Source organism: Mycobacterium cajalii (genome assembly GCF_045809005.2).
Lineage (GTDB): Bacteria > Actinomycetota > Actinomycetes > Mycobacteriales > Mycobacteriaceae > Mycobacterium.
Genome location: NZ_CM141436.1, coordinates 2,843,770 through 2,867,007, shown reverse-complemented (window position 1 = coordinate 2,867,007; position 23,238 = coordinate 2,843,770). Strand labels below are relative to the sequence as shown.

Annotated in this window: 19 protein-coding genes; 8 read left to right on the top strand and 11 right to left on the bottom strand. The window is 66.9% G+C overall.

The window, feature by feature from the left end; translation table 11 throughout:
- Window positions 1–14 precede the first annotated feature (14 nt).
- Complete coding sequence (locus ACJ512_RS13575; protein ID WP_461480078.1) at window positions 15–182, bottom strand: hypothetical protein; 168 nt, start codon at window positions 180–182, stop codon at window positions 15–17.
- A 193-nt stretch (window positions 183–375) separates the two neighbouring features.
- Window positions 376–1,179 (bottom strand): ANTAR domain-containing protein, encoded by an 804-nt coding sequence (locus tag ACJ512_RS13570; RefSeq protein ID WP_407689729.1) that lies wholly within the window; start codon window positions 1,177–1,179, stop codon window positions 376–378.
- A 915-nt stretch (window positions 1,180–2,094) separates the two neighbouring features.
- On the opposite strand from ACJ512_RS13570, the gene ACJ512_RS13565 reads away from it, so the two are divergent.
- The 4 genes from ACJ512_RS13565 to ACJ512_RS13550 all read left to right on the top strand — a co-directional run bounded on the left by ACJ512_RS13565 (window position 2,095) and on the right by ACJ512_RS13550 (window position 7,992).
- Window positions 2,095–3,165 carry a GAF domain-containing sensor histidine kinase gene (locus tag ACJ512_RS13565; RefSeq protein WP_407689730.1) on the top strand — a complete coding sequence of 357 codons (1,071 nt, stop codon included), beginning with the start codon at window positions 2,095–2,097 and terminating at the stop codon, window positions 3,163–3,165.
- Window positions 3,166–3,681: 516 nt separating this feature from the next.
- Window positions 3,682–4,950, top strand: coding sequence for an IS110 family RNA-guided transposase (locus ACJ512_RS13560; RefSeq protein ID WP_461480087.1), 1,269 nt, complete (start codon window positions 3,682–3,684; stop codon window positions 4,948–4,950).
- A gap of 123 nt (window positions 4,951–5,073) precedes the next feature.
- A complete protein-coding gene (locus ACJ512_RS13555; protein ID WP_407689804.1) occupies window positions 5,074–6,468 on the top strand; it encodes a glutamate decarboxylase in 1,395 nt (464 codons plus the stop codon).
- Between the two features lie 120 nt (window positions 6,469–6,588).
- Window positions 6,589–7,992: an IS1380 family transposase gene (locus tag ACJ512_RS13550; RefSeq protein WP_461479860.1), complete on the top strand. Its 1,404-nt coding sequence runs from the start codon at window positions 6,589–6,591 to the stop codon at window positions 7,990–7,992.
- 401 nt (window positions 7,993–8,393) lie between these two features.
- On the opposite strand, the gene ACJ512_RS13545 is transcribed toward ACJ512_RS13550, so the two are convergent.
- The 4 genes from ACJ512_RS13545 to ACJ512_RS13530 all read right to left on the bottom strand — a co-directional run bounded on the left by ACJ512_RS13545 (window position 8,394) and on the right by ACJ512_RS13530 (window position 13,604).
- The gene (locus ACJ512_RS13545) at window positions 8,394–8,627 is read right to left on the bottom strand and encodes a hypothetical protein (protein ID WP_407688325.1); all 234 of its coding nucleotides are present in this window, start codon (window positions 8,625–8,627) and stop codon (window positions 8,394–8,396) included.
- A gap of 110 nt (window positions 8,628–8,737) precedes the next feature.
- Window positions 8,738–9,643: a PPK2 family polyphosphate kinase gene (locus ACJ512_RS13540; RefSeq protein WP_407688324.1), complete on the bottom strand. Its 906-nt coding sequence runs from the start codon at window positions 9,641–9,643 to the stop codon at window positions 8,738–8,740.
- 192 nt (window positions 9,644–9,835) lie between these two features.
- On the bottom strand, window positions 9,836–12,553 hold the full coding sequence (locus tag ACJ512_RS13535; protein WP_407688323.1) for a plasma-membrane proton-efflux P-type ATPase: 2,718 nt from the start codon (window positions 12,551–12,553) through the stop codon (window positions 9,836–9,838).
- Between the two features lie 202 nt (window positions 12,554–12,755).
- Window positions 12,756–13,604: a slipin family protein gene (locus ACJ512_RS13530; RefSeq protein ID WP_369738336.1), complete on the bottom strand. Its 849-nt coding sequence runs from the start codon at window positions 13,602–13,604 to the stop codon at window positions 12,756–12,758.
- A 180-nt stretch (window positions 13,605–13,784) separates the two neighbouring features.
- Between ACJ512_RS13530 and ACJ512_RS13525 the strand changes: the two genes are divergently transcribed.
- Window positions 13,785–15,017: an ISL3 family transposase gene (locus ACJ512_RS13525; protein WP_369736917.1), complete on the top strand. Its 1,233-nt coding sequence runs from the start codon at window positions 13,785–13,787 to the stop codon at window positions 15,015–15,017.
- 522 nt (window positions 15,018–15,539) lie between these two features.
- On the top strand, window positions 15,540–16,415 hold the full coding sequence (locus ACJ512_RS13520; protein WP_369738335.1) for a patatin-like phospholipase family protein: 876 nt from the start codon (window positions 15,540–15,542) through the stop codon (window positions 16,413–16,415).
- A 70-nt stretch (window positions 16,416–16,485) separates the two neighbouring features.
- Here ACJ512_RS13520 and ACJ512_RS13515 read toward each other — a convergent pair whose 3' ends face one another.
- The 5 genes from ACJ512_RS13515 to ACJ512_RS13495 form a co-directional block, all read right to left on the bottom strand.
- Window positions 16,486–16,755 (bottom strand): hypothetical protein, encoded by a 270-nt coding sequence (locus tag ACJ512_RS13515; RefSeq protein ID WP_407688322.1) that lies wholly within the window; start codon window positions 16,753–16,755, stop codon window positions 16,486–16,488.
- Window positions 16,756–16,827: 72 nt separating this feature from the next.
- Window positions 16,828–18,015 carry a cytochrome P450 gene (locus ACJ512_RS13510; RefSeq protein ID WP_369738333.1) on the bottom strand — a complete coding sequence of 396 codons (1,188 nt, stop codon included), beginning with the start codon at window positions 18,013–18,015 and terminating at the stop codon, window positions 16,828–16,830.
- Window positions 18,008–19,543, bottom strand: coding sequence for a bifunctional 3-(3-hydroxy-phenyl)propionate/3-hydroxycinnamic acid hydroxylase MhpA (gene mhpA / locus ACJ512_RS13505; protein WP_369738332.1), 1,536 nt, complete (start codon window positions 19,541–19,543; stop codon window positions 18,008–18,010). Before mhpA ends, ACJ512_RS13510 begins: the two co-directional genes overlap by 8 nt.
- Entirely contained in the window at window positions 19,540–20,478 is a 939-nt protein-coding gene (locus tag ACJ512_RS13500) for a fumarylacetoacetate hydrolase family protein (RefSeq protein WP_407688321.1), read from the bottom strand. Before ACJ512_RS13500 ends, mhpA begins: the two co-directional genes overlap by 4 nt.
- Window positions 20,475–21,608, bottom strand: a complete 1,134-nt coding sequence (locus tag ACJ512_RS13495; RefSeq protein WP_407688320.1) for a VOC family protein — start codon at window positions 21,606–21,608, stop codon at window positions 20,475–20,477. Before ACJ512_RS13495 ends, ACJ512_RS13500 begins: the two co-directional genes overlap by 4 nt.
- 107 nt (window positions 21,609–21,715) lie before the next feature.
- Between ACJ512_RS13495 and ACJ512_RS13490 the strand changes: the two genes are divergently transcribed.
- A complete protein-coding gene (locus ACJ512_RS13490) occupies window positions 21,716–22,378 on the top strand; it encodes a TetR/AcrR family transcriptional regulator (RefSeq protein WP_407688319.1) in 663 nt (220 codons plus the stop codon).
- A gap of 65 nt (window positions 22,379–22,443) precedes the next feature.
- Window positions 22,444–23,145 carry a zf-HC2 domain-containing protein gene (locus tag ACJ512_RS13485; protein WP_407688318.1) on the top strand — a complete coding sequence of 234 codons (702 nt, stop codon included), beginning with the start codon at window positions 22,444–22,446 and terminating at the stop codon, window positions 23,143–23,145.
- The last annotated feature ends 93 nt before the right edge of the window (window positions 23,146–23,238 follow it).

Here is a 23,238-nt window from a genome sequence, read left to right as displayed (position 1 = left end):
TCGGCAACCCACGATCACATGCAGCGAGGCCCCAGCCTGCCCATACCGTCTAGATAGGTGGACACCGCTGCCTGGGCGTGGTCGCCCAATTGCTGCAAACCCTGCAGTAAATCGGCGCCGGCCTCATCCAGGGCGGCGGTGAGGATTCCCAAATCGGCGGCCAGGGCCGCCCCGATCTCCATGACGGGATTGCTCCGCTGGGCGCTCCCGAGCGCGAATCTAGCCTGCCTGTGCCGAATGGGCGAATCGCCTTGTCCGGTGGGGAACGCGCGACGTAGCCAGGACCCGTCCCGTTGACTGTTACCCCGACCTCCAACCTACGCGCGTCACACCGTGCAGCGACAGGTCGGGCGTGGAAGGGGCTGGCGTTTGTGCTCAGGCCGGGCTGTGTCGGGCGCGGGCGCGGCGCACGGCTTCATCGACAATGTGTTGGGCCACGTCGGCCAATTTGCGGTGTTCGGCTTGGCTGATCGCCCGCAGCTGTGTGAACGCCTCCTCGGCGCTACGCCCGCTGCGTCCCCGAATCAAGCCGATCGCCTGATCGATCACCGGGCGCGTCGACAGCGCCGTCTGCAACTGGACGGTCAGCGCCAACGCGTGCGCAAGGATCTGGGCGTTGTGCACCGCCACCGCCGCGGGCTTGGCGAACAGCTCCCCCAGTTCGGCGGCGTGCTCATCGAAGACGTCTTTGCCGTGGGCGTAGACATTGATCGCCCCGATCGCCTGGCCCGACAGCAGTAGCGGCAGCGACAGCGCACTGTGCACGCCCAGGCGGCCCACCCGGGGGCCGAATCGCGGCCACATCTTCTCCCCGCCCAACGACCCGGACCGCACCGTCCGCCGCTCCAGCGCCGCGGTGATGCAGGGCCCCTCCTTGAGAGTCACGTACTGAATCTCGTCGATCTCGGCGACAAACGGTGCACTGGCGGCCAACGCCTCCACCATGTTGTCCACCCGGTCGACCCGCAACAAGGTCACCCCGGCGCCCTCGGCGCCCGGTATCGCGTGCACCGCAAACGCCGACACCTCAGTCAGCAACTCGGACAACCCGAGGCTGCCGGCCACCAGGCCCGCCAGGTCGTCGATCCCGGCCCGCAAGTCAGCTGCATCAGCACTGGCTTGCTGCGCGCTCAGCGACCCCAACGGTAACCCGTCGGCGTCCTCGGTCAACTCCGTCATACCTGCGCTCAATAGTCTTGGCGGAGCTGGGATCGGTACCGAAACCCAGCGCCCTACCCGTGGCGCAACCGTCACGAGATGGTTGTCAGGACAATAATAGCGTCGGCAGCACCGAGACCCACACTATCGCGCGTCCGAAACCGGCGGGGCCAGCAACCGGACCAGACACCTGCTGCGTTCGAACGAGCCAAACCCCGGCAGCCGGTCGGCCTTGTCAGCGTCGTCTTTGTTTCGATCTCTGCTTGCCGCCTCGCGCTCTCAACAGTTCGTCTCAACAGTCGCCGTGCGTGGTTCAATCACCCCAGGCGGCGCGAAATTGATTCGGTAGGTCGATACGAGCAGTCCAACGGGTGTAGCGTGAAGGGCGTTGAGAATCAGCTGGTCTGGGATGAGTTGAGCCGTCCGCCGCTTAATTCAAGGAGCATTGGCTCCGAACCCTCACACACTCCGGTGATCCACTGGACGTCAGGTCACCATGACCATTTCATTTGCGTTGTGTTCCAACGTCGGCGTTTCCCTGCTAGATCTGCCCCGGATCGAATCCATTCATGATCCACACGCAGCCTTAGAGGCCGCCGTGGGGTGGCACTGCGGCGGCCCCGACACCGGGTCGCGGTTCTGGGTCACCCGAGCGAAGTCGCCCGGGTTCGACCCACTGACCGATGTCAAGGCCTCCGAGGACCTGCTCGACGCCCCCGTGAGCGAGCCGCCGGTGACCAATATGTGCAGCGGCCATCACCCATCTACCTTCCGCCGACCAAGGTCTGCGCACCCGCCACTTCGTCAACATTGTGGTCGCCGGGAACCGCGCGACGCGCAATGGCTGAGCATGGACGAAGCGCTGGTCCACTGCACCGAGGGCCTCGGATCTGGGACTGAATGACCATGTCTGCTGTTAAACCGGCGGAGCGACGCGTGACGTCGGAACCGAACAACTCTCCAGCGCCGATGCCCGCGAGAGCATATCGGCTCATCGCCCGACAAGCGCTCAGGCTCACGGGCGCAGAACTCGCATTGGTCGCCGTCGCAGACAACTACGACATACCCACGTCGGAGGTGGCCGATTTGATGATCGTGGAAACCGCCGGTGCTGCAATGACCTCGACGCCGGCTCATGCCATCTCTGTTGCCGGTACCTCGATCGAACAGGCCTTCGTGGAGCGGATCCCTCAACGAATCAACAACTTCGACGTCGCGATCGACGGCGTCCAACATGCCGGCCCAGCGCTGGTGCTTCCGCTGCGCACCAACGATGCCGTGGCCGGGGTGCTGGTCGCGCTGCGGCGCGGCGGCGCCCGGGCGTTCGGCGACGAACAGCTCGACATGATGGCCGCTTTCACCGACCAGGCGGCGCTCGCCTGGCAGCTGGGGTCCACACAGCGCCGGATGCGTGGAGGCGACATTCTCGATGAGCGCGACAGAATCGCCCGGCACCTGGACGACCACGTGATCCGGCGGATCTTCGCGATCGAACTGGCATTGCATGGGGCCATTCCGCAGGTGCGATCAACCGAGGTGCAGCAGCGACTGTCCCGCAGCATTGATGATCTTCAAGGCGTGATTCAGGAGATCCGTGTCGCCATTTTCGACGTGCACGGCGCAGTGCCGGGCATAACCCAGCTGCGAGAGCGGCTTGACGAGGTAGTCGTCCAGTTCTGCGGATCGGAACTGGAGACCACGGTTCAATTCGTGGGCCCCTTGTCGGTTCTCGACGCTGCACTCGCCGATCACGCCGAAGCCGTTGTGCGCGAAGCGGTCAGCAACGCCGTCCGGCATGCCGGCGCGACCAACCTTGCCGTGACGGTAAAGGTCGGGGACGACGTCTGCATCGAGGTTATCGACAACGGTCGAGGCATCCCCGGCGACGTCACCGGCAGTGGCTTGAGCAGGTTGCATCACCGCGCGCAGCAGGCAGGCGGCACGCTCACCACCGCGGATGCTCCCGGCGGAGGTACCTTGCTGCGCTGGTCAGCACCGCTGCCCTGAACATCGCCCCGCTGCGATCACGAGTGGCTCAAAGGGTCGATGCGACCGGGCCGGTCAGGTCGACGAGGCGGTGGGAGTAGCAGGCATTCTTACGACCCACCGGGTCCGGCGCGCGGACACCATCGAAAGGAACTCCACGACAAACGTTCTCGGGCAATCCCGCCTCCCGGCCGGCCCGACACTATCGCCGGGCTGGCCCATCGGCTCCTATCCCACCTATGCCAAGGCTCAACAGGCGGTCGAATACCTCTTCGCCGCTTATAATTCCCCGTCTAGCCAAATTGACCTTGTGGTCGCCCGTTCCGGGGTGAAAATGGTGTGGTGGTCGCCTTGCGACGCCGTCGCTCTATGGTCCTTGCAGGCCGTCGTCTAGCCGGGTGCTGGGATCGCGTTGTGGGCCCTTCATTGTTGCCGCTTGTTCGAGCACGAGGATTAGATTCTGTTGTTGGCCTTGCGATTCCACGGGCGACCACACCCTTAGATATAGATCGGTGTGGAGACGGGAGGTCAGTGGCGGTGTTGCAGGAGTCCCATGATGACGAACAGATCATCGCCAGGGTCGCGGCCCTGGATATCGGCAAGGCCGAACTGGTGTGCTGTGTGCGTGTTCCTGCGCCCGACAGCGCGCGCAAACGGTTGCAGGAGGTGTCGACGCAGTCGACGATGACCGGCTCGCTGATCGAGTTGGCCAACCGACTGGTCGAGTTACGGGTCGAGCGGGTGGTGATGGAAGCCACCTCGGATTACTGGAAACCGGTGTTCTACCTGCTGGAGGCCCACGGGCTGGATCCGTGGCTGGTCAACGCCCGCGATGTCAAACATCTCCCGGGCCGACCCAAGACCGATGTGCTGGATGCGGTGTGGTTGTGCAAGGTGGCCGAACGCCAGATGCTGCGGCCCAGCTTTGTGCCACCCCCACCGATCCGGCGGTTGCGGGATCTGACCCGCTACCGCATCGACCTGGTCGGGGTGCGCACCGCGGAGAAGAACCGGGTCGAAAAGCTGCTCGAGGACGCCTGCATCAAGCTCTCGGTGGTGGCCTCCGATATTTTCGGGGTGTCCGGGCGCGCGATGATGGCGGCGTTGATCTCCGGCGAACGCGACCCCAAGGTACTCGCGCAGATGGCGCGGTCTCGGATGCGGACCAAGATCGGCCGGCTCGAGGACGCGTTCAACGGCCACTTCGACGCCCATCACGGGTTCCTGCTGGCGCGGATGTTGGACCGCATCGACGGTATCGACGCCGACATCGCCGCCCTCGACGAACAAATCGAGGCCTATCTGGCCCCTTTCGCCGCGGCGGCGACACGCCTGGATGAAATCCCCGGCATCGGGCCCATCGCCGCCGCGATCATCCTCGCCGAAATCGGCACCGACATGTCGCGCTTCCCCACCGCCGGGCACCTGTGTTCATGGGCGAAGTTCTCACCGGGGATCAACTCCTCGGCAGGCAAAACCAAGGGCAACGGCTCGACCGGGCACGGTAATCGCTACCTGGCGCGGGTCCTGGGCGAGGCCGCCGTGGTGGCCGGGCGCACCGACACCTTCCTGGGCGAACGCTACCGGCGCATCGCCCGCCGACGAGGCAAGAAACGCGCCATCGTCGCCGTCGGCCGCTCCATCCTCGTCATCGTCTGGCACCTCCTGGCCGACCAGGACACCCACTTCACCGATCTCGGCGCCGATCACTTCACCAAACACACAAACCCAGAGGTCAAAAAACGCAACCACATCCGCCAACTCGAAGCACTCGGCTACACCGTCACCCTCACCCCCGCAGCCTGACCACACCCGTATCGAGTCAGCTCACCGCCATTTTCGGATTAGGACGAGAGGTGCCGCGCCAGCGAGTGGGGCTCGCGCCTGGTGACGGTGGAGTGTTGTGAAGTCACCGCCGAAAGGATTCTCATGCCATACAAGGTCAGCCTGTCGCCGTCGATCTCTCCCGCCTACACCGGGCGGCTGTCCACCACGTCGGTGCCCGCACTGAGGCTGCCCGACGAAGATATGGAGCCCGCCGCCGCGTACCGGTTCATCCACGATGAATTGATGCTCGACGGCAACGCGCGGCTGAACCTGGCGACGTTTGTCACCACCTGGATGGATCCCGAGGCCGACAAGCTGATGTCGGAGACATTTGACAAGAACATGATCGACAAGGACGAATACCCGGCCACCGCGGCCATCGAGTCGCGGTGCGTGTCGATGGTGGCCGATCTGTTCCATGCCGAGGGGCTGCGCGACGACGACCCGACCACCGCCACCGGGGTGTCGACCGTCGGGTCCAGCGAGGCGGTGATGCTGGGCGGGCTGGCACTGAAGTGGCGGTGGCGTCAGCGGGTCGGTGACGCGGCGAAGAGCGGCTGGCGGACCCGCACCCCGAACCTGGTGATGGGCTCCAACGTGCAGGTGGTCTGGGAGAAGTTCTGCCGCTACTTTGACGTCGAGCCCAGATACCTGCCGATGGCCAAGGGCCGCTACGTGATCACGCCCGAGCAAGTGGTCAACGCGGTCGACGAGGACACCATCGGCGTGGTCGCGATCCTGGGCACCACCTTCACCGGTGAGCTGGAACCCGTTGCGCAGATCTGCGCGGCCCTGGACAAGCTGGCCGCCGGCGGCGGCGTGGATGTCCCCGTGCACGTCGACGCCGCCATCGGCGGGTTCGTGGTGCCGTTTTTGCAGCCGGATCTGGTGTGGGATTTCCGGCTGCCGCGGGTGGTGTCGATCAACGTCAGCGGCCACAAGTACGGGCTGACCTATCCTGGCATCGGTTTTGTGGTGTGGCGCGGTCATGAACACCTGCCCGAGGAGTTGGTGTTCCGGGTGAACTACCTCGGCGGGGACATGCCGACGTTTTCCCTGAACTTCTCCCGGCCGGGCAACCAGGTCATCGGCCAGTACTACAACTTCCTGCGGTTGGGTCGCGCGGGCTACACCCAGGTGATGGGATGCCTGTCGTCGACGGCGCGCTGGCTGGCCGACGAGTTGCGCAAAGGCAAGCACTTCGAGGTGATCTCCGACGGCTCAGCGATCCCGGTGGTCTGCCTACGGTTGGCCGGGAATTTCGGCTACACCGAGTTCGACGTCTCCCACGCCCTGCGGTCCTACGGCTGGCAGGTGCCGGCCTACACCATGCCCGCCGACGCGACCGACGTCGCGGTGCTGCGCGTCGTGGTGCGCGAAGGGTTATCCGCCGATCTGGCCCGGTCACTGCGCGACGACATGATGTCGGCGCTGGCCAGTCTGGACGACCTCAAGCCCGGCGGCCACTTCGACAACCAGCGGCCCTTCGCCCACTAAGCCTGAATCCGTGGATGGGCCGGTGATTTGATCGGCGTGTGAACAGCGAAAGCGCCTTCTGAACTGGGATAATACGAGTGCTTACGTCGTATTTGTCCAGAGTTCAAGAAGGCACTTTCGATGCACTCATCGTATACGTTCACCGCCGACTCGGCGGTCTTTGACGAGCAGAATCTGGTATCGGCGGCCGGGCTGGTGCCGGTGTTGGACCTAGCTGAGCAGGCCGGTCTTTCGGAGTTGATCGGCGAACACGTGCAGCTGCCGTCGACTCGGGTGGCGTCGGGGGCGGTGAATCCGGCCGGCAAGCTGACCTCGATCATCGCGGGCATGATGTGCGGCGCGGACAGCATCGACGATGCCGGCGTGCTGCGCGCGGGCGGCACCCCGCGGGTGTTCGACGAGGTGTATGCGCCCTCCACGTTGGGGATCTTTCTGCGCGAGTTCACTTTCGGGCACGCCAACCAACTCGCTGCGGTAGGTCGAGCCCATCTGGTGGCGCTCGCGGCGCGGGTACCGCTGTTACCCGGCATCGAGCAACGCGCTTTTGTCGACATCGACTCGCTGCTGCGCCCGGTCTACGGGAAAGCCAAGCAGGGCGCCAGCTTCGGGCACGCCAAGATCGCCAGCCGCGCGCTGCTGCGCAAAGGCCTCTCACCGCAGATCACTACCATCTCCACCGCGCAGGCCGCACCGGTGATCGCCGAGGCCAGGCTGCGCAGCGGCAAGGCCGCCTCCGGGCGCGCGGCCGCCTCCCAGATCACGGTGGCCATCGGCACCGCCCGCGCCTGCGGGGCCGCTGGGGCGATCATGGTGCGCGGCGACTCGGCGTTTGGCACCAAGAAGGTGATCACCACGTGCGTGGCCCAAGGTGCCGAATTCTCCTTGTCGATCAGCCGCAACAAACGCATCAACGCTGCGATCGCAGCCATCGACGAAGCCGCCTACACCCCGGTGCACTACCCCGGCGCGGTGACCGACCCCGACACGGGGACGCTGATCTCGGATGCCCAAGTCGCCGAAACGCCCTACACCGTGCGGTTGGGCTCTGGCCGCACGCTGACGGTGCGGCTGGTGGTGCGCCGGGTCAAAGACGCCCGCTACCCCGATGCGTTGTTTCCGGTGTGGCGCCATCACCCGTTTGTCACCAACTCCGAACTGCCGGTTACCGAGGCCGATATCACCCACCGGGGCCACGCCGTCATCGAAACCACCTTCGCCGATGTGATCGACGGCCCGCTGGCTCACATCCCTTCCGGGCTGTTCGCCGCCAACTGCGCCTGGCTGGCGGCCGCGGTGATCGCCCATAACCTGCTGCGCGCCGCAGGCACCCTCGCTGGTGGCCATCACGCCGTGGCCCGCGGCGCCACCCTGCGCCGCGACCTGGTCAACATCCCGGCCCGCTTCGCCGCCCCGGCCCGCAAACCGATGCTGCACCTGCCCGCGCACTGGCCGTGGCAAAACGGATGGAAAACGCTGTGGAACAACACCATCGGCTATAGGCCCGCGATCCCACGAGCAGGATAACTATCACATCCCCTGCCCATCTGCCCTCCCAGGCCCGACCCGAGGAACCCCGCAACAAGGAAAAGCTGGTGCAGGCCAGCGGATCACTCATACCCACAACACCCCGAACCGCCCCAACCGTGCAAAAATCAACCCCACGACACCACGAAATCACTGATCCACGGATTCAGGCTAAGCCACAAGCATGCACATCACGAACGCAGAAGTGCTCAAGCCGGCCGCCGAACACCCATAATGACCCAACGACCGGTACTTCACGATCCATCTCCCCCAGCGGCGGCCGGCATCCGTATAAATCTTCGAAGCACGTCGTCGTGCCGTTCCGGTCGATCGATGCGAGGCAGTAGGCGGGCACGGCGTCGGCCTCCGGCACGCGGGCGAACACACCGGGCGGCACGCCATCACCGGGCTGATGTCGACACCCGAGGTAATTGACACTGGAAGGCAAGCGCCGTCGGCAGGCGCGCAGCCAACTGGCCAGTGCCGCAACCGGACTCGAAAATGGTCTGGTCCCCGGTGAGGGCCGCCTTGGCCGCGAGGCGGTTTATGGTCGCGCCCTCACAGAAGGCCTGCCAGTCCTGGGCGCGTCCGATCCGCTCGTAGACCGAACGGGCCTGGTTCAGCGTAACCGCCACGGGTCGTCCTCCTCATTCGCCCACAACACCGGTCAATGTCGGGTGCGTCCAGTTGCGTCCGTGGTATGTCGGTGCGCCCCGTCGACGTGGGTGCATGCGGGTCCACCGTGTCACGACGACTGTGCGCCCGCGTCACCGTCGTTGCCTAGCAACTCCTTCTTTGCCTGTGCCAGCTCGGCTTTGGCAGCGGCGTCGACCTGCGGATACTGCGGGTTGAGATCCCGCAGCGTCTCCAACAGCACCGCGGAAGTCGACACGCGGCCAAACCATTTGTGGTCTGCGGGGATCACATGCCAGGGCGCCCAGACGGTGCTGGTGTGGCTGAGCATGTCTTGAAAGGCCCGCTGGTAGTCATCCCAGAACGCGCGCTCGCGTAGGTCGGCGACGGAGAACTTCCAGTTCTTCTCGGGTTCGTCGATGCGCTCAAGGAACCGGCGCGCCTGTTCGTCCTTGGAGACGTTGAGAAACAGCTTGACGATGACGGTCCCGTTGTCGGTGAGGTAGCGCTCCCAGTCGTTGATGTCGCGGTACCGCCGCTGCCAAATTTTCCCGGCGTCGAGCACCGCGGTGCGTGGCCACAACGTCTCGGGATGCACACGGGTGATCAAGACGTTCTCGTAGTGCGACCGGTTGAACACCGCGATGCGGCCCAATTCCGGCAGCGACCTTTGGTGGCGCCAGAGGTAATCATGCGCCTGCTCGGTCGCCGATGGCGCCTTGAAGCTGTACACGTCGACCCCCTCGGGGTTGAGGCCGCTCATCACGTGCTTGATCGTGCCGTCCTTACCGGCCGCGTCGATCGCCTGAAGGATGATCAACAGCGACCGGTTGGCCTCGGCGAAGAAGCGGTCCTGCAAATCCAGCAGCGCCGCCTTCGCATCGGCCAGCACCGCGGCGCCGTGGTCTTGTCGAAGCTCTTTGTCGTGGCGGCCGGGATCGAAGTCCTTGGCCAGGTCCACCTTGGACCCCGGCTCTACCCAGGTAGCTTCCGCCAGTCGTTTCCAGAGCGCCGACAACTTCGCCTCCTGCTTGTGTGTCTCTCCATGACCCGGGGCAACGACCACTGTCAGCGTCCCAGATGGTGACCGGAGATTGCCACCACCGTCGGCATGGGTTACCCACGCCTTGTGCAGTGCAGCAGGCAGTGATCGCCGCATTCGCGTTCAGTGAGGTCAATTGCGTTGCCCGCCTGGCGCCTTGAAGAAACCTCACTGCGCCGGCGACAACAGGTGCAGGAATTGGCGAGGGCTGCGCGGGTACACGGCCTGGCCGGTGTTGTGGCGGGTGATTTCCCGTCCGTAGGGACAGTCGGGATTGTCGTGGTAGACGGAGTCTGCGTGATCGGTGACGGTGCGGAAGGTGGCGATCGTCGTCGTGGTAGCGACACCATGCGCACTCGGGTCAGCGGGCGAGCTGTCACCGTCTGAGGCTGCTCCCCCGTGGCTAGCGCCGTCACGTCTGACCGGGTCGAGAATGCGATAGGCGAGGAGTTTGATGCGGTCGGTGACGAGTGCCCAGCCGATGGCGTAGCCCCAGACGAAGGCGACCCACTGCCAGCCGAGCGGCGTCATCAGTACCCCGAAGCCGGCGAGCAGCGTCGCAATGGCCTCGGCGCCGAGCACGGCCAGCACGAGAATCCGCTTCGGCCGGATGGACCAGAACGGCCCGCGGGTACGGGTGAGGAAGATCGTCATCGAGCCGGCGACCGACAGCATCAGATACATCAGGGTCTGCAGCTGGTCGCGGTCGAGATTGAAGGCGTGCTCGCCGAGGTAGAACAGTCCGAACGCGGCGATCGGCCCGATGACACCCAGGACGGTGGCTATCCCCAGGACCAGGCGCATGTTCCACGCCTCGGGGCTGTTTTTGTACTTCACGTTGTCGTAGGCGATGGACAAGATCGCGCCGTCGTTGAGCAGCGCGAGGACGACGATCATGATCGCCGTCACGGGAAAGGAGCCGAAAACCAGGATCGCGGCGGTCACGAACAGCAGCACCCGCAACGTCTCGGAGATGCGGTAGATCGCGTAGCTGTTCATGCGCTGCACGATCCGGCGGCTTTCCTTGATCGCGTCGATGATCACCGACAGGCCCGGGCTCAGCAGCACCATGGACGCCGCCGCGCGCGCCGCGTCGGTCGCCCCGGACACGGCGATGCCGCAGTCAGCCTTCTTCAGCGCGGGGGCGTCGTTCACCCCATCACCGGTCATCCCGACGATATGGCCGCGCTGCTGCAGCACGTCGACGATGCGGTACTTGTGTTCGGGGAACACCTGGGCGAAGCCGTCGGCCTGTGCGATCGCCGTCGCCTGGGCGGCCGTCACCTCTTCCTTGACGCCGCCCAGCCCGGCGGCGTCAAGAATCCCGTCGCGCATCCCGAGTGCCTTGGCGGTCTCCCGGGCGATGGCGATGGCATCGCCGGTGACCATCTTGACCTTCACGCCCATCTGTTCGGCAGTCGCGATGATCTCTTTGGCGTCGACGCGGGGCGGGTCGAACAGCGGCAGCACGCCCAGGAACCGCCACGGTCCGTCACCGTCGGCGCGGGCGACCCCCAACGACCGGAAGCCGCGCTGGGCGAACCCTTGCACGGCGGTGTCCACTGCTGCCTGCACCTCGGCCGCGTCGTCGGCCAGGGCGAGGATGACCTGCGGTGCGCCCTTGCTGACCTTGAACGACGGCTTGCCTGCGATCTCGACGCTGGCCTCGGTGCGCTTGTGGACCGCGTCGAAAGGTTGGAAGTGGACCATGTGGTAGGGGTCGAGTGCCGTCGGGTCGGTCAGTCCGGCCAGGACGGCCAGGTCGATGGTGTCGTTGTCGTCGACGCGCGAGGCCAGCGCGCCGGCGAGGATGACGTCGCCGGCGCTCACCCCGTCCACGGCGAACGGGTCGCCCAGAGTCAGCTTGTTCTGGGTCAGGGTCCCGGTCTTGTCCGAGCACAACACGTCCACGCCGGCGAGCTCCTCGATGGCGACCAGCCGGGTGACGATGGCCTGCTTCCTGGCGAGCAGGCGTGCGCCGACGGCCATGGTCACCGACAACACGGTCGGCATCGCCACCGGGATCGCCGCCACAGTGAGCACCAGGACGAACTGGACGGTATTCAGGAAAGGGTTGCCGCGCAGGGTCGACACGACGACGATCAACACCACCATGGCCAGCGCGAGCAGGATCAGGAACTTGCCGATCTGCAGCACCGCCTTTTGGAAGTGGCTGACGCTGTTGGCGGCTTGGACCAGTTCTGCGGTGTGGCCGAAGTAGGTACTCGTACCGGTGGCGTACACCAAGGCGCTGATCTCCCCCTGACGCATGATCGATCCGGAGAACACGTTGTCGCCCGGTCCGCGGCTGGCCGGCAGCGACTCCCCCGTCAGCGCGGACTCGTCCACCTCCACCGGGTCGCCGTCAAGCAGGCGGGCGTCAGCCGCCACGATGTCGCCGAGCCGCAGCCGGATCATGTCGCCCGGCACGAGTTCGCGCGCCGGGAGGGTGACCCACGCGCTGTCGCGTAGTACCCGCGCGTTGACCGCCAGTTGGGCTTTGAGGGCGTCGATGGCTTTGCCCGCGGACCGTTCCTCCCAGAACCCGATGAACGCGTTAGCGGCGAGCAGCACGAAGATGACGACGAAATCCGGCCAGTGGCGCAGCACGCCCGACAAGATGAGGGCGACCTCGATCATCCACGGGATCGGACCCCAGAAGTAACCGAGAAACTTCAGCAGCTGGTTGGTTTTCTTCTCTCCGATCTCGTTCGGCCCGTACTGAGTCAGGCGTTTACCGGCCTCGGCTGCGCTAAGCCCGTCGGCCGAACTCCCGAGCTGTTTTTCCAGCTCGGGCATCGGCAGCGATTTCAGATCTCCATGCGGGTCGGCCTTGGTCGGCGCTGCGGAGCTCTCGGCTCGAAGTTTCTCATCCTCAGTGGTCATGGTTGGTTGCCCGCCTGCTCGTTATCGTCGGGGTGCTTCATCGTCGGGGCGCTCCGGATGTCGCGAAGGTACTCAAGTATCCCGCGTGGACCGGTCCTCCGGGGAAAGAGAATTGGGTGAACAGCTTCTTCATCCCGGACGCGTGTCGCGGTGGATCAACCAGTAACCCCGCCCGATCAACGACAGAACATCAGCACGGCGATCAGAGCCGGCTCCCCGCGGCGGGGGTTCCGTTGGCCACCGCTGCCGGAACCGGAATCGGCGGCTGTGGCTCTGGCTGGACTGCTGCACCGTTTTCCCGGGCCAGGAAGTTCCCGAGTTCGGCGATGGTCGACATCAACGGCGCCGGGAACACCACGGTGCTGTTCTTGTCGACACCGAGCTCGACCAGGGTTTGCAGATTACGTAACTGCAGCGCCAGCGGGTGGGCCATCATGGTGTCCGAGGCGTCACCCAAGGCGGCAGCGGCCAGCGATTCACCCTCGGCGGCAATGATTTTCGCGCGCTTCTCCCGCTCCGCTTCGGCTTGGCGGGCCATCGCCCGCTTCATGCTGTCGGGCAGTTGGATGTCTTTGAGCTCCACCAGGGTGACCTGCACCCCCCATTCGACGGTGGTGACATCGAGGATCGCGCGGATGTCGAGATTGATCCTGTCGGTCTCCGAGAGCGTCTCGTCCAAGGTGTGCTGGCCGACCACCTTGCGCAGCGTCGTCTGGGCGATCTGATCGATCGCGGCGTAGACGTTCTCGATCGCCACCACCGACTTCACCGCGTCGACGACCTTGAAATAGGCCACCGCCGAGACGTCGACACTGACGTTGTCGCGGGTGATGATCCCCTGCGATTGGATCGGCATCGTCACGATTCGCAACGAAATCCGGTGCAGCACATCGATGAACGGAATGATCAGCCGCAACCCGGGTTGGCGTTCTCCGATCACCCGGCCCAGCCGGAACAGCACGCCGTTCTCGTATTGCTTGACGATCCGCACCGCCAGCACCAGCAATAACAAAACGACCACAACAACAACGACGACCCCCAGCGTTTTCATCGCCGTGCACCTGTCGGTGAGCCGTGCCGAGCGCTGCCCGCGTTATGGCCAACCCTCGTTGTTCGCAGGTCCGGTGAGGGGGCCGATCGAGTGGCGAAACTCCGTGAAAAAGTCGGCGCTTCCGGGTTTTCTGTGGGTCTGGTCTGGGCGTGATGGGCGCAGGGCGGCAGGATGTGCTGTGTGCGCGACACCGAGTTGTACCGCCATCTGCTGGGACTGGTAGCGCCGTGGGAGGTGCAACGGGTGGAGCTGTCGGCTCAGGAAGGTCGGGTGGACGTCTGGGTCGTGCATCCGGGCCGGACCCGGTTCGCCTGCCCGGACTGCGAGCGCGAGCTGTCGGTGTATGACCATGGCGAGGAACGGGCGTGGCGGCATCTGGACTCGTGTGCGTTTCTGACGTTCCTGCATGCCAGCCCGCCGCGGGTGGCCTGTCCCGAGCACGGGGTGCATCAGGTGCGGCTGCCGTGGGCCGAGCCGCATTCGCGGTTCACCATGTTGTTTGAGCGGCTGGCCATCGACGTGCTCGCCGCGTGCGACGTGGCGGCCGCGGCCGGGCTGCTGCGGGTCAGCTGGGACGAGGCGTGGCACCTGATGGACCGTGCGGTGGCCCGCGGCCTGGCCGCCAAACCGCTGGTGGCGCCGGCCCACGTCGGGGTCGATGAGAAGGCGGCCGGGAAGGGACAGGACTACATCACCGTGGTCAGTGACCTGGACGCGGGCACGGTGGACTACATCGCCGACGAACGCCGCCAGGCCAGCCTGGACGGCTACTTCGACCGGTTCACCCCCGAGCAGCTGGCCGGGATCGAGGCGGTGGCAATGGACATGTGGGAGCCGTTCGCCGCCTCGGTGCGCGCGCACCTGAGCGACGCCGAGAACAAGATCGTCTTCGACCGCTACCACCTGATGGGCTACCTGACCAAGGCCGTGGACACCGTGCGCAAGGCCGAGAACCGGGCGCTGGCCGCGGCCGGCGATAAGAGCCTGGCCGGCAGCAAGTACCTGTGGCTGTATTCGGCGGAGAACCTGCCCGACCGTCACCAAGACCGCTTCGCCACGCTGCGCTCCGGTGACCTGAAAACCGCTCGGGCATGGGCGATCAAGGAGAGCCTGCGGCACTTCTGGTCCTACCAGCGTCGCGGCTGGGCAGCCAAACACTTTAAGCGCTGGTACTTCTGGGCCACCCACTGCCGTCTCAAGCCGATCATCGACGCGGCCAAGACGTTGAAGCGCCACGAGGCGGGGCTGTTGTCCTACTTCGCCCACCGCATCACCAACGCCGGTGCCGAGGGCCTGAACTCACGCATCCAGGCCATCCGGGTTTCGGCCCGCGGCTACCGCAACCGCGAGCACTTCAAGACCGCGATCTACTTCCACCTCGGCGGGCTCCAGCTCTATCCGGCCATCCCATGACCCACGGAGTTCCCAGAAGAGCCAAAAAGTCATGGTGATCCTGATGTGCAAACGATCACCGGCGCGTAGGGGTTCCGGAGCCAACGCTCCTGAAGTTCCGCAGCGGACAGCCGAACTCATCCCGAACCAGCTGAAATTCCCAGCACGTCCCACGCTACACCCCTGGGGTGTAGACGGTATGACGAGGCTGGGACCTCGCCACAGCTGAACGGGGGTTGCCGTCAGGAAGTTGGTCCTGCCCAGTCTTCTCCGCGCTTGGGGACCTCGGGTCCGTAAACCAAGAACCCAACGACAAGTTCACTGTGATCCTGGGAGCCGAAACGGAATTATTCGCCGGGTGCGTGACCAGCTCCGGCTCGACGGCGCGGAAGTCACCGATGACGTCCTCGAGTCGCACGGCTCAATCATGTTCGCCAGAACGCGAATCGTCTCGCCACTCGATGTTCCCGCCCGCCGGGTCACTGAAGATCTTCTCTACCGGCCAGGGCCCAGTCGTTGTACTGGGTGCTTTAGCCTGATGGGATGGATGGTCAGGTGCCTGGGCTGGACGGGCTGCCCCGACCGGTCGGCTACGTGCTTGGCGGGGGTGCCAGCCTTGGCGCGATCCAGGTGGGCATGCTGCAGGCGCTCAGCGAGTGCGAGGTCACTCCCGATCTCGTCGCCGGAACCTCGGTTGGGTCGCTCAACGGCGCGGTCGTCGCCGCGGACCCGAAGGGTGCGGTGAACCGGCTCTCGCACGTGTGGGCACGAATGACGCGAGACCAGGTATTCCCGGGCGGTTTGATCGCCCAAGCTCTGCTGCTGCAGAAAGTCAGGACGCACCTCTTCCCCAACACCGGGCTGGCCGCGGTGATCGCCGACTTCATCGGACAGGCAACGACATTCGCCGATCTGCAACTGCCGTTCGCCGCGGTTACGACAGATATCGCCACCGCTCGGCCATACGTCCTGCGTGACGGTCCGCTGCTGCCGGCCCTGCTGGCCAGCGCGGCGGTCCCGGGTATCTACCCAGCTGTCGACCTGGACGGCCACCAGCTCTACGACGGGGGTCTGGTGGCCAACGTCCCGATGCGCCAAGCGGTCGAGATGGGGGCACGCTCGTTGGTGGTGTTCGACTGCAATTTTCCCGGCCACCTGCCGGGTTCGACCGATACGATCGCCGACATTCTGCTCTACTGGGTGATGGTGTCGATGCGCGCGCAGTCCGTGCTCGAGGCTCCTGTCATCGCCGCCGGGATTCCGGTCGTGTACCTTCCCGGCCCCGCGCCCAGACTGTTGTCGCCACTCGACTTCACGCACACCGCCGAGTTGATCGAGGCGGCGTATGTGTCCGCTCGCTCGTTCCTGGAGCAGCTCCGCATCACCGGTCCGGGGCTGTACGGATCTCCCTCGCCCTGATGGTCCCGCCGCGTGCCCGACGCACCGGCGCGGCGAATTTGCGGTCAAGGTCGCGGCGCCGCGCCGGCGATCATGCTTCGTCGAGCGTGGGGAAAAACAGTTCGCAGACCAGTAGCTGCAGCGCGGCGGCGACGGGGATGGCGATCAACGCCCCGACCACCCCGAGCAACGCCGCACCGATGAGCACGGCCACCACGGTGACACCGCCGGGCACCTTCACCAGCGCGGGCTGGTAGATGAACTGCTGCGGCGGGTGGCCGTTTCCTCGCGATACGGGCATCAGCTTGACGAACGGCACGCCCTCGGCGTCGACGAACGCCGCCCCGCAGCCGGGCTGCATGTCGGCGTTCAACCGATCGGCCAGGCCGCTCCAGTCGATCAGCGGCCATCGTGCACCGCCCAGTCAGCCCGCTCAGCCCGCGACCAGCCGCAGCGGCAATCGCTCGTAACGACGGATGATGTTGTTCAGCGCCCAGGTCGGCTCCCCGACCATCTCGATCCGGCCGACCCGCCGCAGCAGCGCGGTGAGGATCGCCTGCATCTCGATACGAGCCAGGCCCTGCCCCGCGCAGGCATGGGCACCGTGCCCGAAGCCCAGCTGGCGGTTGGCGTCGCGGCGGATGTCGAAGGTGTCGGGGTCGTTCCACTCCCGCTCGTCCCGGTTGGCCGATGCGTAGATCACCAACGCTCTGGCCCCGGCGGGAAGTTCGGCGCCCGCGAACGTGGTGTCCTTCGCCAGCTTTCGGGAGAAGGCCCGCAGCGGTGACTCGTAGCGCAGCACCTCGTTGACGGCGTTGGCAAGCAGCGCCGGCTCGCTTCGCAGCAGCCGCCACTGGTCGGGGTGCGTCGCGAACAGCGCAAGCGCGCTGGCGATGCCGCTGATCGTCGTGTCGAGCGAGGGCGCCAGGTAGTCGATCATCAGCGCCGAACACTCGCTGCGGGTCAGTTTTCCCGCATCGCCGGCCAGCAGGATGTCGTGGCCCATGCTGCCTTCGGCCACCGACCGGCGGCGCACCACCTGCTTGGTGAAGCGCACCATGCGCAGACTGGCCGGCACCGCCCTGGCGGCATACCGGTTGACCGGTCCCAGCGTGTCGAACGTGGCAGCGCCCCAACGCAACAGGTTGCCCCTGCCGTGCTCGGGCCAGCCGAGCAGGTCCGGCACCACCGTCAGCGGCAGCGCTTTCGCAAGGTCCGCGACGCCGTCAACCGTTTCTTGTTGCACCGCAGCGGCAACCAGGACATCGGCCTGCTGCTGGATGACGTCGCTCATCGAACGGAGGGCCCTCGGCAGCATGCGATGCGCCAGCAGCCTTCGCCGCTGATCGTGCTCGTCGTCGTCGCTGTTGAGCGTCGTTCCGCGCGAGAGCCGGTTGACGATCGGATTGAGCCCCACCCCGTGGCCGGAAACGAACGCCGCGTCGTCGCGCAGCGCGGCCTTGCACTCGGCGTAGCGGGGTATCGCGAAGACCCGCTGTCTGGTGAGCCACACCACCGCGCCCAGCTCACGCAGCCTGGCGTAGTGGGGGTAGGGGTCGACGATCGCGCGGGTGCCGTACAGGTCGTGGTGATAGGCCGCGACGCCGGCGGGCCTACGCACCGGCAAGTCCGGGCGCGAAGGCCGGCACGAGACGACACAGTTCTTGCACGTCACGGCCCGCGCACAGCACCACCCCGTCGGGACGGACGATCGCGGTCGTCGCGCCCGCGCGGCGCAGCCAACCGGCCAGTTCGGCGCCGGGTTCGGCCGTGATCACGACGGCACCCCGGCGCGTCAGCTCGGCACGCTGTTGCCCGGCCGGCGGGCTGAAGGTCACCACGGCAAACCGCCGCCCCACCACCTGGTCGAACCGTTTCCCCTCCGTTAGGGAGGGATTCGGGCACAACCCGCCGGCCAGCCCCCGACGGCGGCCCTGCCTGATCACGAGCGGACCGTGATGCAGCGCCGGCGTCGTGCTGTCGACGATCTTGTCGCGTATTCCGGGGATCAGATGCAGTCGCGGCAACACCATGCGGCGCAGCCGATTGCCCAGCTCCCCGCCCGCCGTCATGGTCAGGCCCATCACGAGCGCGAACCGGATCATGTAGCGCGCGTGGGGCTTGCGCTCCCGCTCATAGCTGTCGAGCATGTCCTGCGGCAGCCACCCGTGCACCACGCCGGCCAGCTTCCACGCCAGGTTCACCGCGTCGCGAAGTCCCGCGCACAGCCCCTGCCCGATGAACGGCGGGGTCAGGTGGGCGGCATCGCCGAGCAGGAAGACGTTGTCGCGGCGCCAGCGGTCGGCCACCTGGGCGCGGAAAGTGTATTCGGCGACGCGGACCAACTGGAGCCGTTGTGGCGCGACCCGGTCCACCCAGGGCCGGATCAGCGGAAGCAGGGTCGCGACCGTGCCGAAGTCGTCGGCGGACTCCTCCGGCAGCAGCCGGAATTCCCACCGGTACCTGCTCGGTCCGACTCGCATGAACGTGCCCGCGCGGCGCGGATCGCACACCTGATGCACGCCGTCCCACTGGTCGAGTTCGGCGTCCGTCGTCACATCGACCACGAGCCAGCGCTGTTCGAACCCCATGTCGCGCATCGACGCGCCGATCGCCGTGCGGACCATGCTGTTGGCGCCGTCGCAACCCAGCACGTATCTGGCCTGCACGCGGTGTTGCCGCCCGCCGACCCGGTCCGCAAAGGTGACCTCGGCGCACCCATTGCCGATCTGGACGACGCCGGTCACCTCCGCGTCGCCGCGCAGCACCGCGTGCGGATAGTGCTTGAGGTTGGCCCGCAGCAACGCCTCGAATTCGGGCTGGTCGAACATGTTGGCCTGGGGATAGCCGTTGGCGGTTTCGGATCGCTCGCGGCGAAACTGGCTGAGCACGTTCATCTTCGGGTCCCGCAGCTGCAGGCCACGGGCGGGACGTGAGATCGCCGCGAACTGCTCGCCGATCCCCAGCCGGCCGACGATGCGCGCGACTTCGTCGTCGAGGTGCACCGCGCGCGGCTGCGGGTACACGTCAGCCCAGCGGTCGAGGACGAGACACTCGACGCCGTATTGCGCCAAAAGTGTTGCGGCGGTGACTCCGACGGGACCGGCGCCGACGATCACCACCGGGACCGAGCCGGGCGTGTCGGTCACGCGTGGCGGACCCGGTTGCGCTGGGTGCCCAGGTCGATCTTGCCGTCGTCGGTGGCGACACCGGCCTCGACCACGTCACCGTCGCGGAGGTACTTGGGGTTCTTGGCCTGCCCGGCGAAGAACAGTTTCCACTTGAGGTCGTCGGGCAACAGCGACACCAGCTTCTGCACCGCCTTGGGCGGGGCGGACAACGCCGTGCCCACGGGCGTGCCGGTCAGCACCAGGTCGCCGGCGGTCAGCTGCTGGAAGCGGGCGAGCCCGTCGAGCGCCTGGGCCGGCCGATAGATCATGTCGGTGTTGACCGTGCTGTTCTGGCGCAGCTCCCCGTTGACCCGCAGTTGCAGCCGCAGCTCGCCGAAGTGGCCCAGCTCGCCGGCATCGAGGAGCACCAGCGCCGGGCCGACGGGCGTGAAGCCGGGGTACGATTTGGCCTCGTAGAACTGGGTTTTCGTCAGCTGCACATCGCGCGCGGAGACGTCGTTGGTCACCACCAGCCCGCAGACGTAGTCGGCCAGGCTGTCTCCGGTGATCGTCGCGCCGACGGGCACATCGCGTCCGATCACCAGACCGATCTCCACCTCGTAGTCGAGGAGGCGGACATGGGCCGGCTTGACGATGTCGTCGACCGGGCCGGTGATCGATCCCGAGGCCTTGCGGAAGAAGGTGAGCGGCACCTTTCTCGGGTCGCCGCCGGTGTCCTCGACATGGGAGGCGAAGTTGGTCATCTGCGCGACGACGCGGCACGGCGCGGTGACCGGGGCCAGCAGTTGCAGGCTGGTCACCGCGACGGTTCCGGTGCTGGTGGCGGCCCGTTCGACGGCCGCCCGGTCGGCGAGCAGCTGCGCCGTCGTCGACGCCGCGGTGTCGATCCTGGCGACGGCGTCGGCGGTGCCCGCCCACCAGGCCTCGGAGGTGCGGTAGACGGAAATGCTCATGAGCGTGCCACTTTCAGGAAGCCGCGCAGGCGGGTGATGTCGAATTCGTTGTCGTCGCGCAGCGCGGTCAGCATCGACCGCAACTGGGCGACCGCTTCCCCGGCGGGAGCGATCCCGAGGAAATCGTTGGTCGCGTGTGGGCCCCACTGGGCAAGACCGGAGGCGGTCAACGGGGCCCACCCGGGCTCCAGCGTGTTGTCGAACATGTCGCAGTCGCTGTAGTGCTCGACCAGGAACCCGTCGGGATCGCGCCAGTAATCGAAGATCTGGCTGCCCTGGATGTGCCTGCCGATCCCCCAGGACCGCCGGTACCCCGCTTCGCGCAGGTATTCCCCGCCGGCCGCGATCGCGTCCAGGTCGCACACCTCATAGGCCGAGTGCACGTAGCGGTCCGCGGGGCCGAGCACGAGGGCCAGGGTGTGGTGGTCGGTGGGTGTCGGGCCGCGGTCGCAGCGCAGGAAGCTCATCGCCGGGCCGCGCTCGCGTTGGCCCGGGTAGTAGAGGAAGTCGCTCACGATGAGGCCGAGATGGTCGAGGTACCAGTCGAGTGAGCGCAGGAAGGCGGTGCTCTGCAGCACGAGGTGACCCAACCGCTGCACCCCGGCCGGCTCGCGCGGCGGGCGCTGAGTGCTGTTGGCGCGCAACAGCTCGTGGCCGAAGTTGAAGCTGTGCGGCCGTTGGGCGGGCAACTCGGCCAGCGCGGTCGTCCCGGCGACGACCCGGACGGGAATCCCCCGGGGGTCGGTCAGCTCTGCCCCGACGCCGCCGATCGCCTCGGGCAACGGGCCGACGCGCGCGCCCGCGGCCGCGGCGAGCCGCTCGACGTCGGCCCTGTCGGCGGCGGCGAACGCCGGCCCCACGAACCGCGAGCGTGGCCCCCGCCGGACGAGCACGCACGGTGAGCCCGCGTCGGTTCCCCTCAGGTGCAACTCGTCGGCGGTGTGCAGCACGGCGGTGAACCCGAACGCCCGCGCGAAGGCCTGCGCGCGGTTCAGGTCCGGCTTCTCGAATTCCAGCCAGGCCAGATCGCGCACCTTGATCACCGGGTTCCCGGAGCGCCCGGGATGCTCCCCCCGGCGGCCGCCCTGCAGGCTGTGCAGGTCTTTGTGTGCGTCGACGTGCTGTGTCACGGCTTCTCCCGGGGATAGACTGACGAAATCATCACTTACGAGGACAACCTCAGTCAATAGCTTTTGACGAAATCAGCAAAAGTGATGTTTTCTGCTAATCTCGGCTCATGACCGAGGCGCGACCCGCCACCGACAACCGTCTGGAGCGGCGCAAGATGCGCACCCGCGCGGCGCTCATCCGCGCCGGGCAGGCCTTCGTCGCCGCCGGCAAGCTCAACGTGCCGGTGCTGGAGATCACCCAGGCCGCCGACGTCGGGATGGGGTCGTTCTACAACCACTTCGACAGCAAGGAGGCGCTGTTCGAGGCCGCGGTCAACGAGGCGCTCGACGACCTCGGCGCGGTGCTCGACAAGCTGTCCGCCGAAGGCGAGGACCCGGCCGAGACGTTCGCCCGAAGCTTCCGGTTGGTTGGGCGGATGTTCCGGCGGCGCCCGGAAACGTGCAAGGTGCTGCTCAACACCGGGCTGAAGCTGATCTCGGCCGACCGCGGCCTGGCCCCACGCGCTCTGCGCGATATCGAGGTCGGGATGCGCGCCGGCCGGTTCGGCGTCGACGACCCCGCGCTCGCCCTGGCGGCGGCCGGCGGTGCGCTGATGGGTCTCGGCCAACTGCTGCACGACCAGCCCGACCGCGACGGCGGCGAGGCGGCCGATCGCCTGACCCGCGACGTGCTGGTGATGTTCGGCGTGCCTGCCGACGAGGCCACCGAGATCTGCCGCCGCCCGCTGCCCGACCTCGACGAGCTCACCGAACCCGAGTCGGCGGCCTAGCGGGCGCGCGCCCGGGCCCGTTGCCCGGCGGGAACAAAAAGGTGCGCGTGCGCGACTATTGATACGTGAACTGTGACGTCGCGCGCGAGGCGCTGTCGGCGCGGATCGACGGGGAACGCGAACCCGTCCCCGCATCGCGGGTCGACGAGCACGTCGCGTCGTGCGCCGGCTGCCGCGACTGGTATTCCCGGGCCGTCGAGCAGACCCAGCAGTTGCGCCGGCTCGTCGGCCGATCGCAGGTCGTCGCCGCGCGGACGCCGCGCGACCGGACCCCGACCCGGACCCGCCTTCAGGTGTGGGCCGCGGTGGCGGGGCCGCGGTGGGCGCTCGGGGTGGTGGGCGCGCTGCAGATCGGACTGGGCGCCGCGCAGGGGTTCGGCGCCGACGTGGGAATGCCGACCCACGGCCACCTGCTCCACGAGTCGACCGCCTGGACGGCCGCGCTGGGCGTGGCGATGGTCGTCGCGGCGCTGCGCCCCGCCGCTGCCGCCGGGCTGGCCGCCGTGCTGGCGGTTTTCAGCGTCGCCCTCACCGGGTTCGTCGTCGGTGACCTCGCGTCGGGCGCGGTGAGCGTGGCGCGGCTCCTGACGCACCTTCCGGTCCTGGTTGGCACCGCGCTGGCGCTGCTCGTCTGGCGCGCCACCCGGCCCACCGAGCCCACCCCCAGGTCGAGCGGCGTGCGGGAACCGGACGACCTCGTGTTGCCCGAGAACGCGGCCCGGGGTCGCCGCCGCGGGCATCTCTACCCGACGGACGGTGCGGCCTGAGCGCCGCGGATACTGGCCGGTAGGTCCCGCGGCTGCGACTTCGGTACTACCAGCAGTCGTAGACTGGGTCGTGAAGTTCGCTGGGTAGCGGAA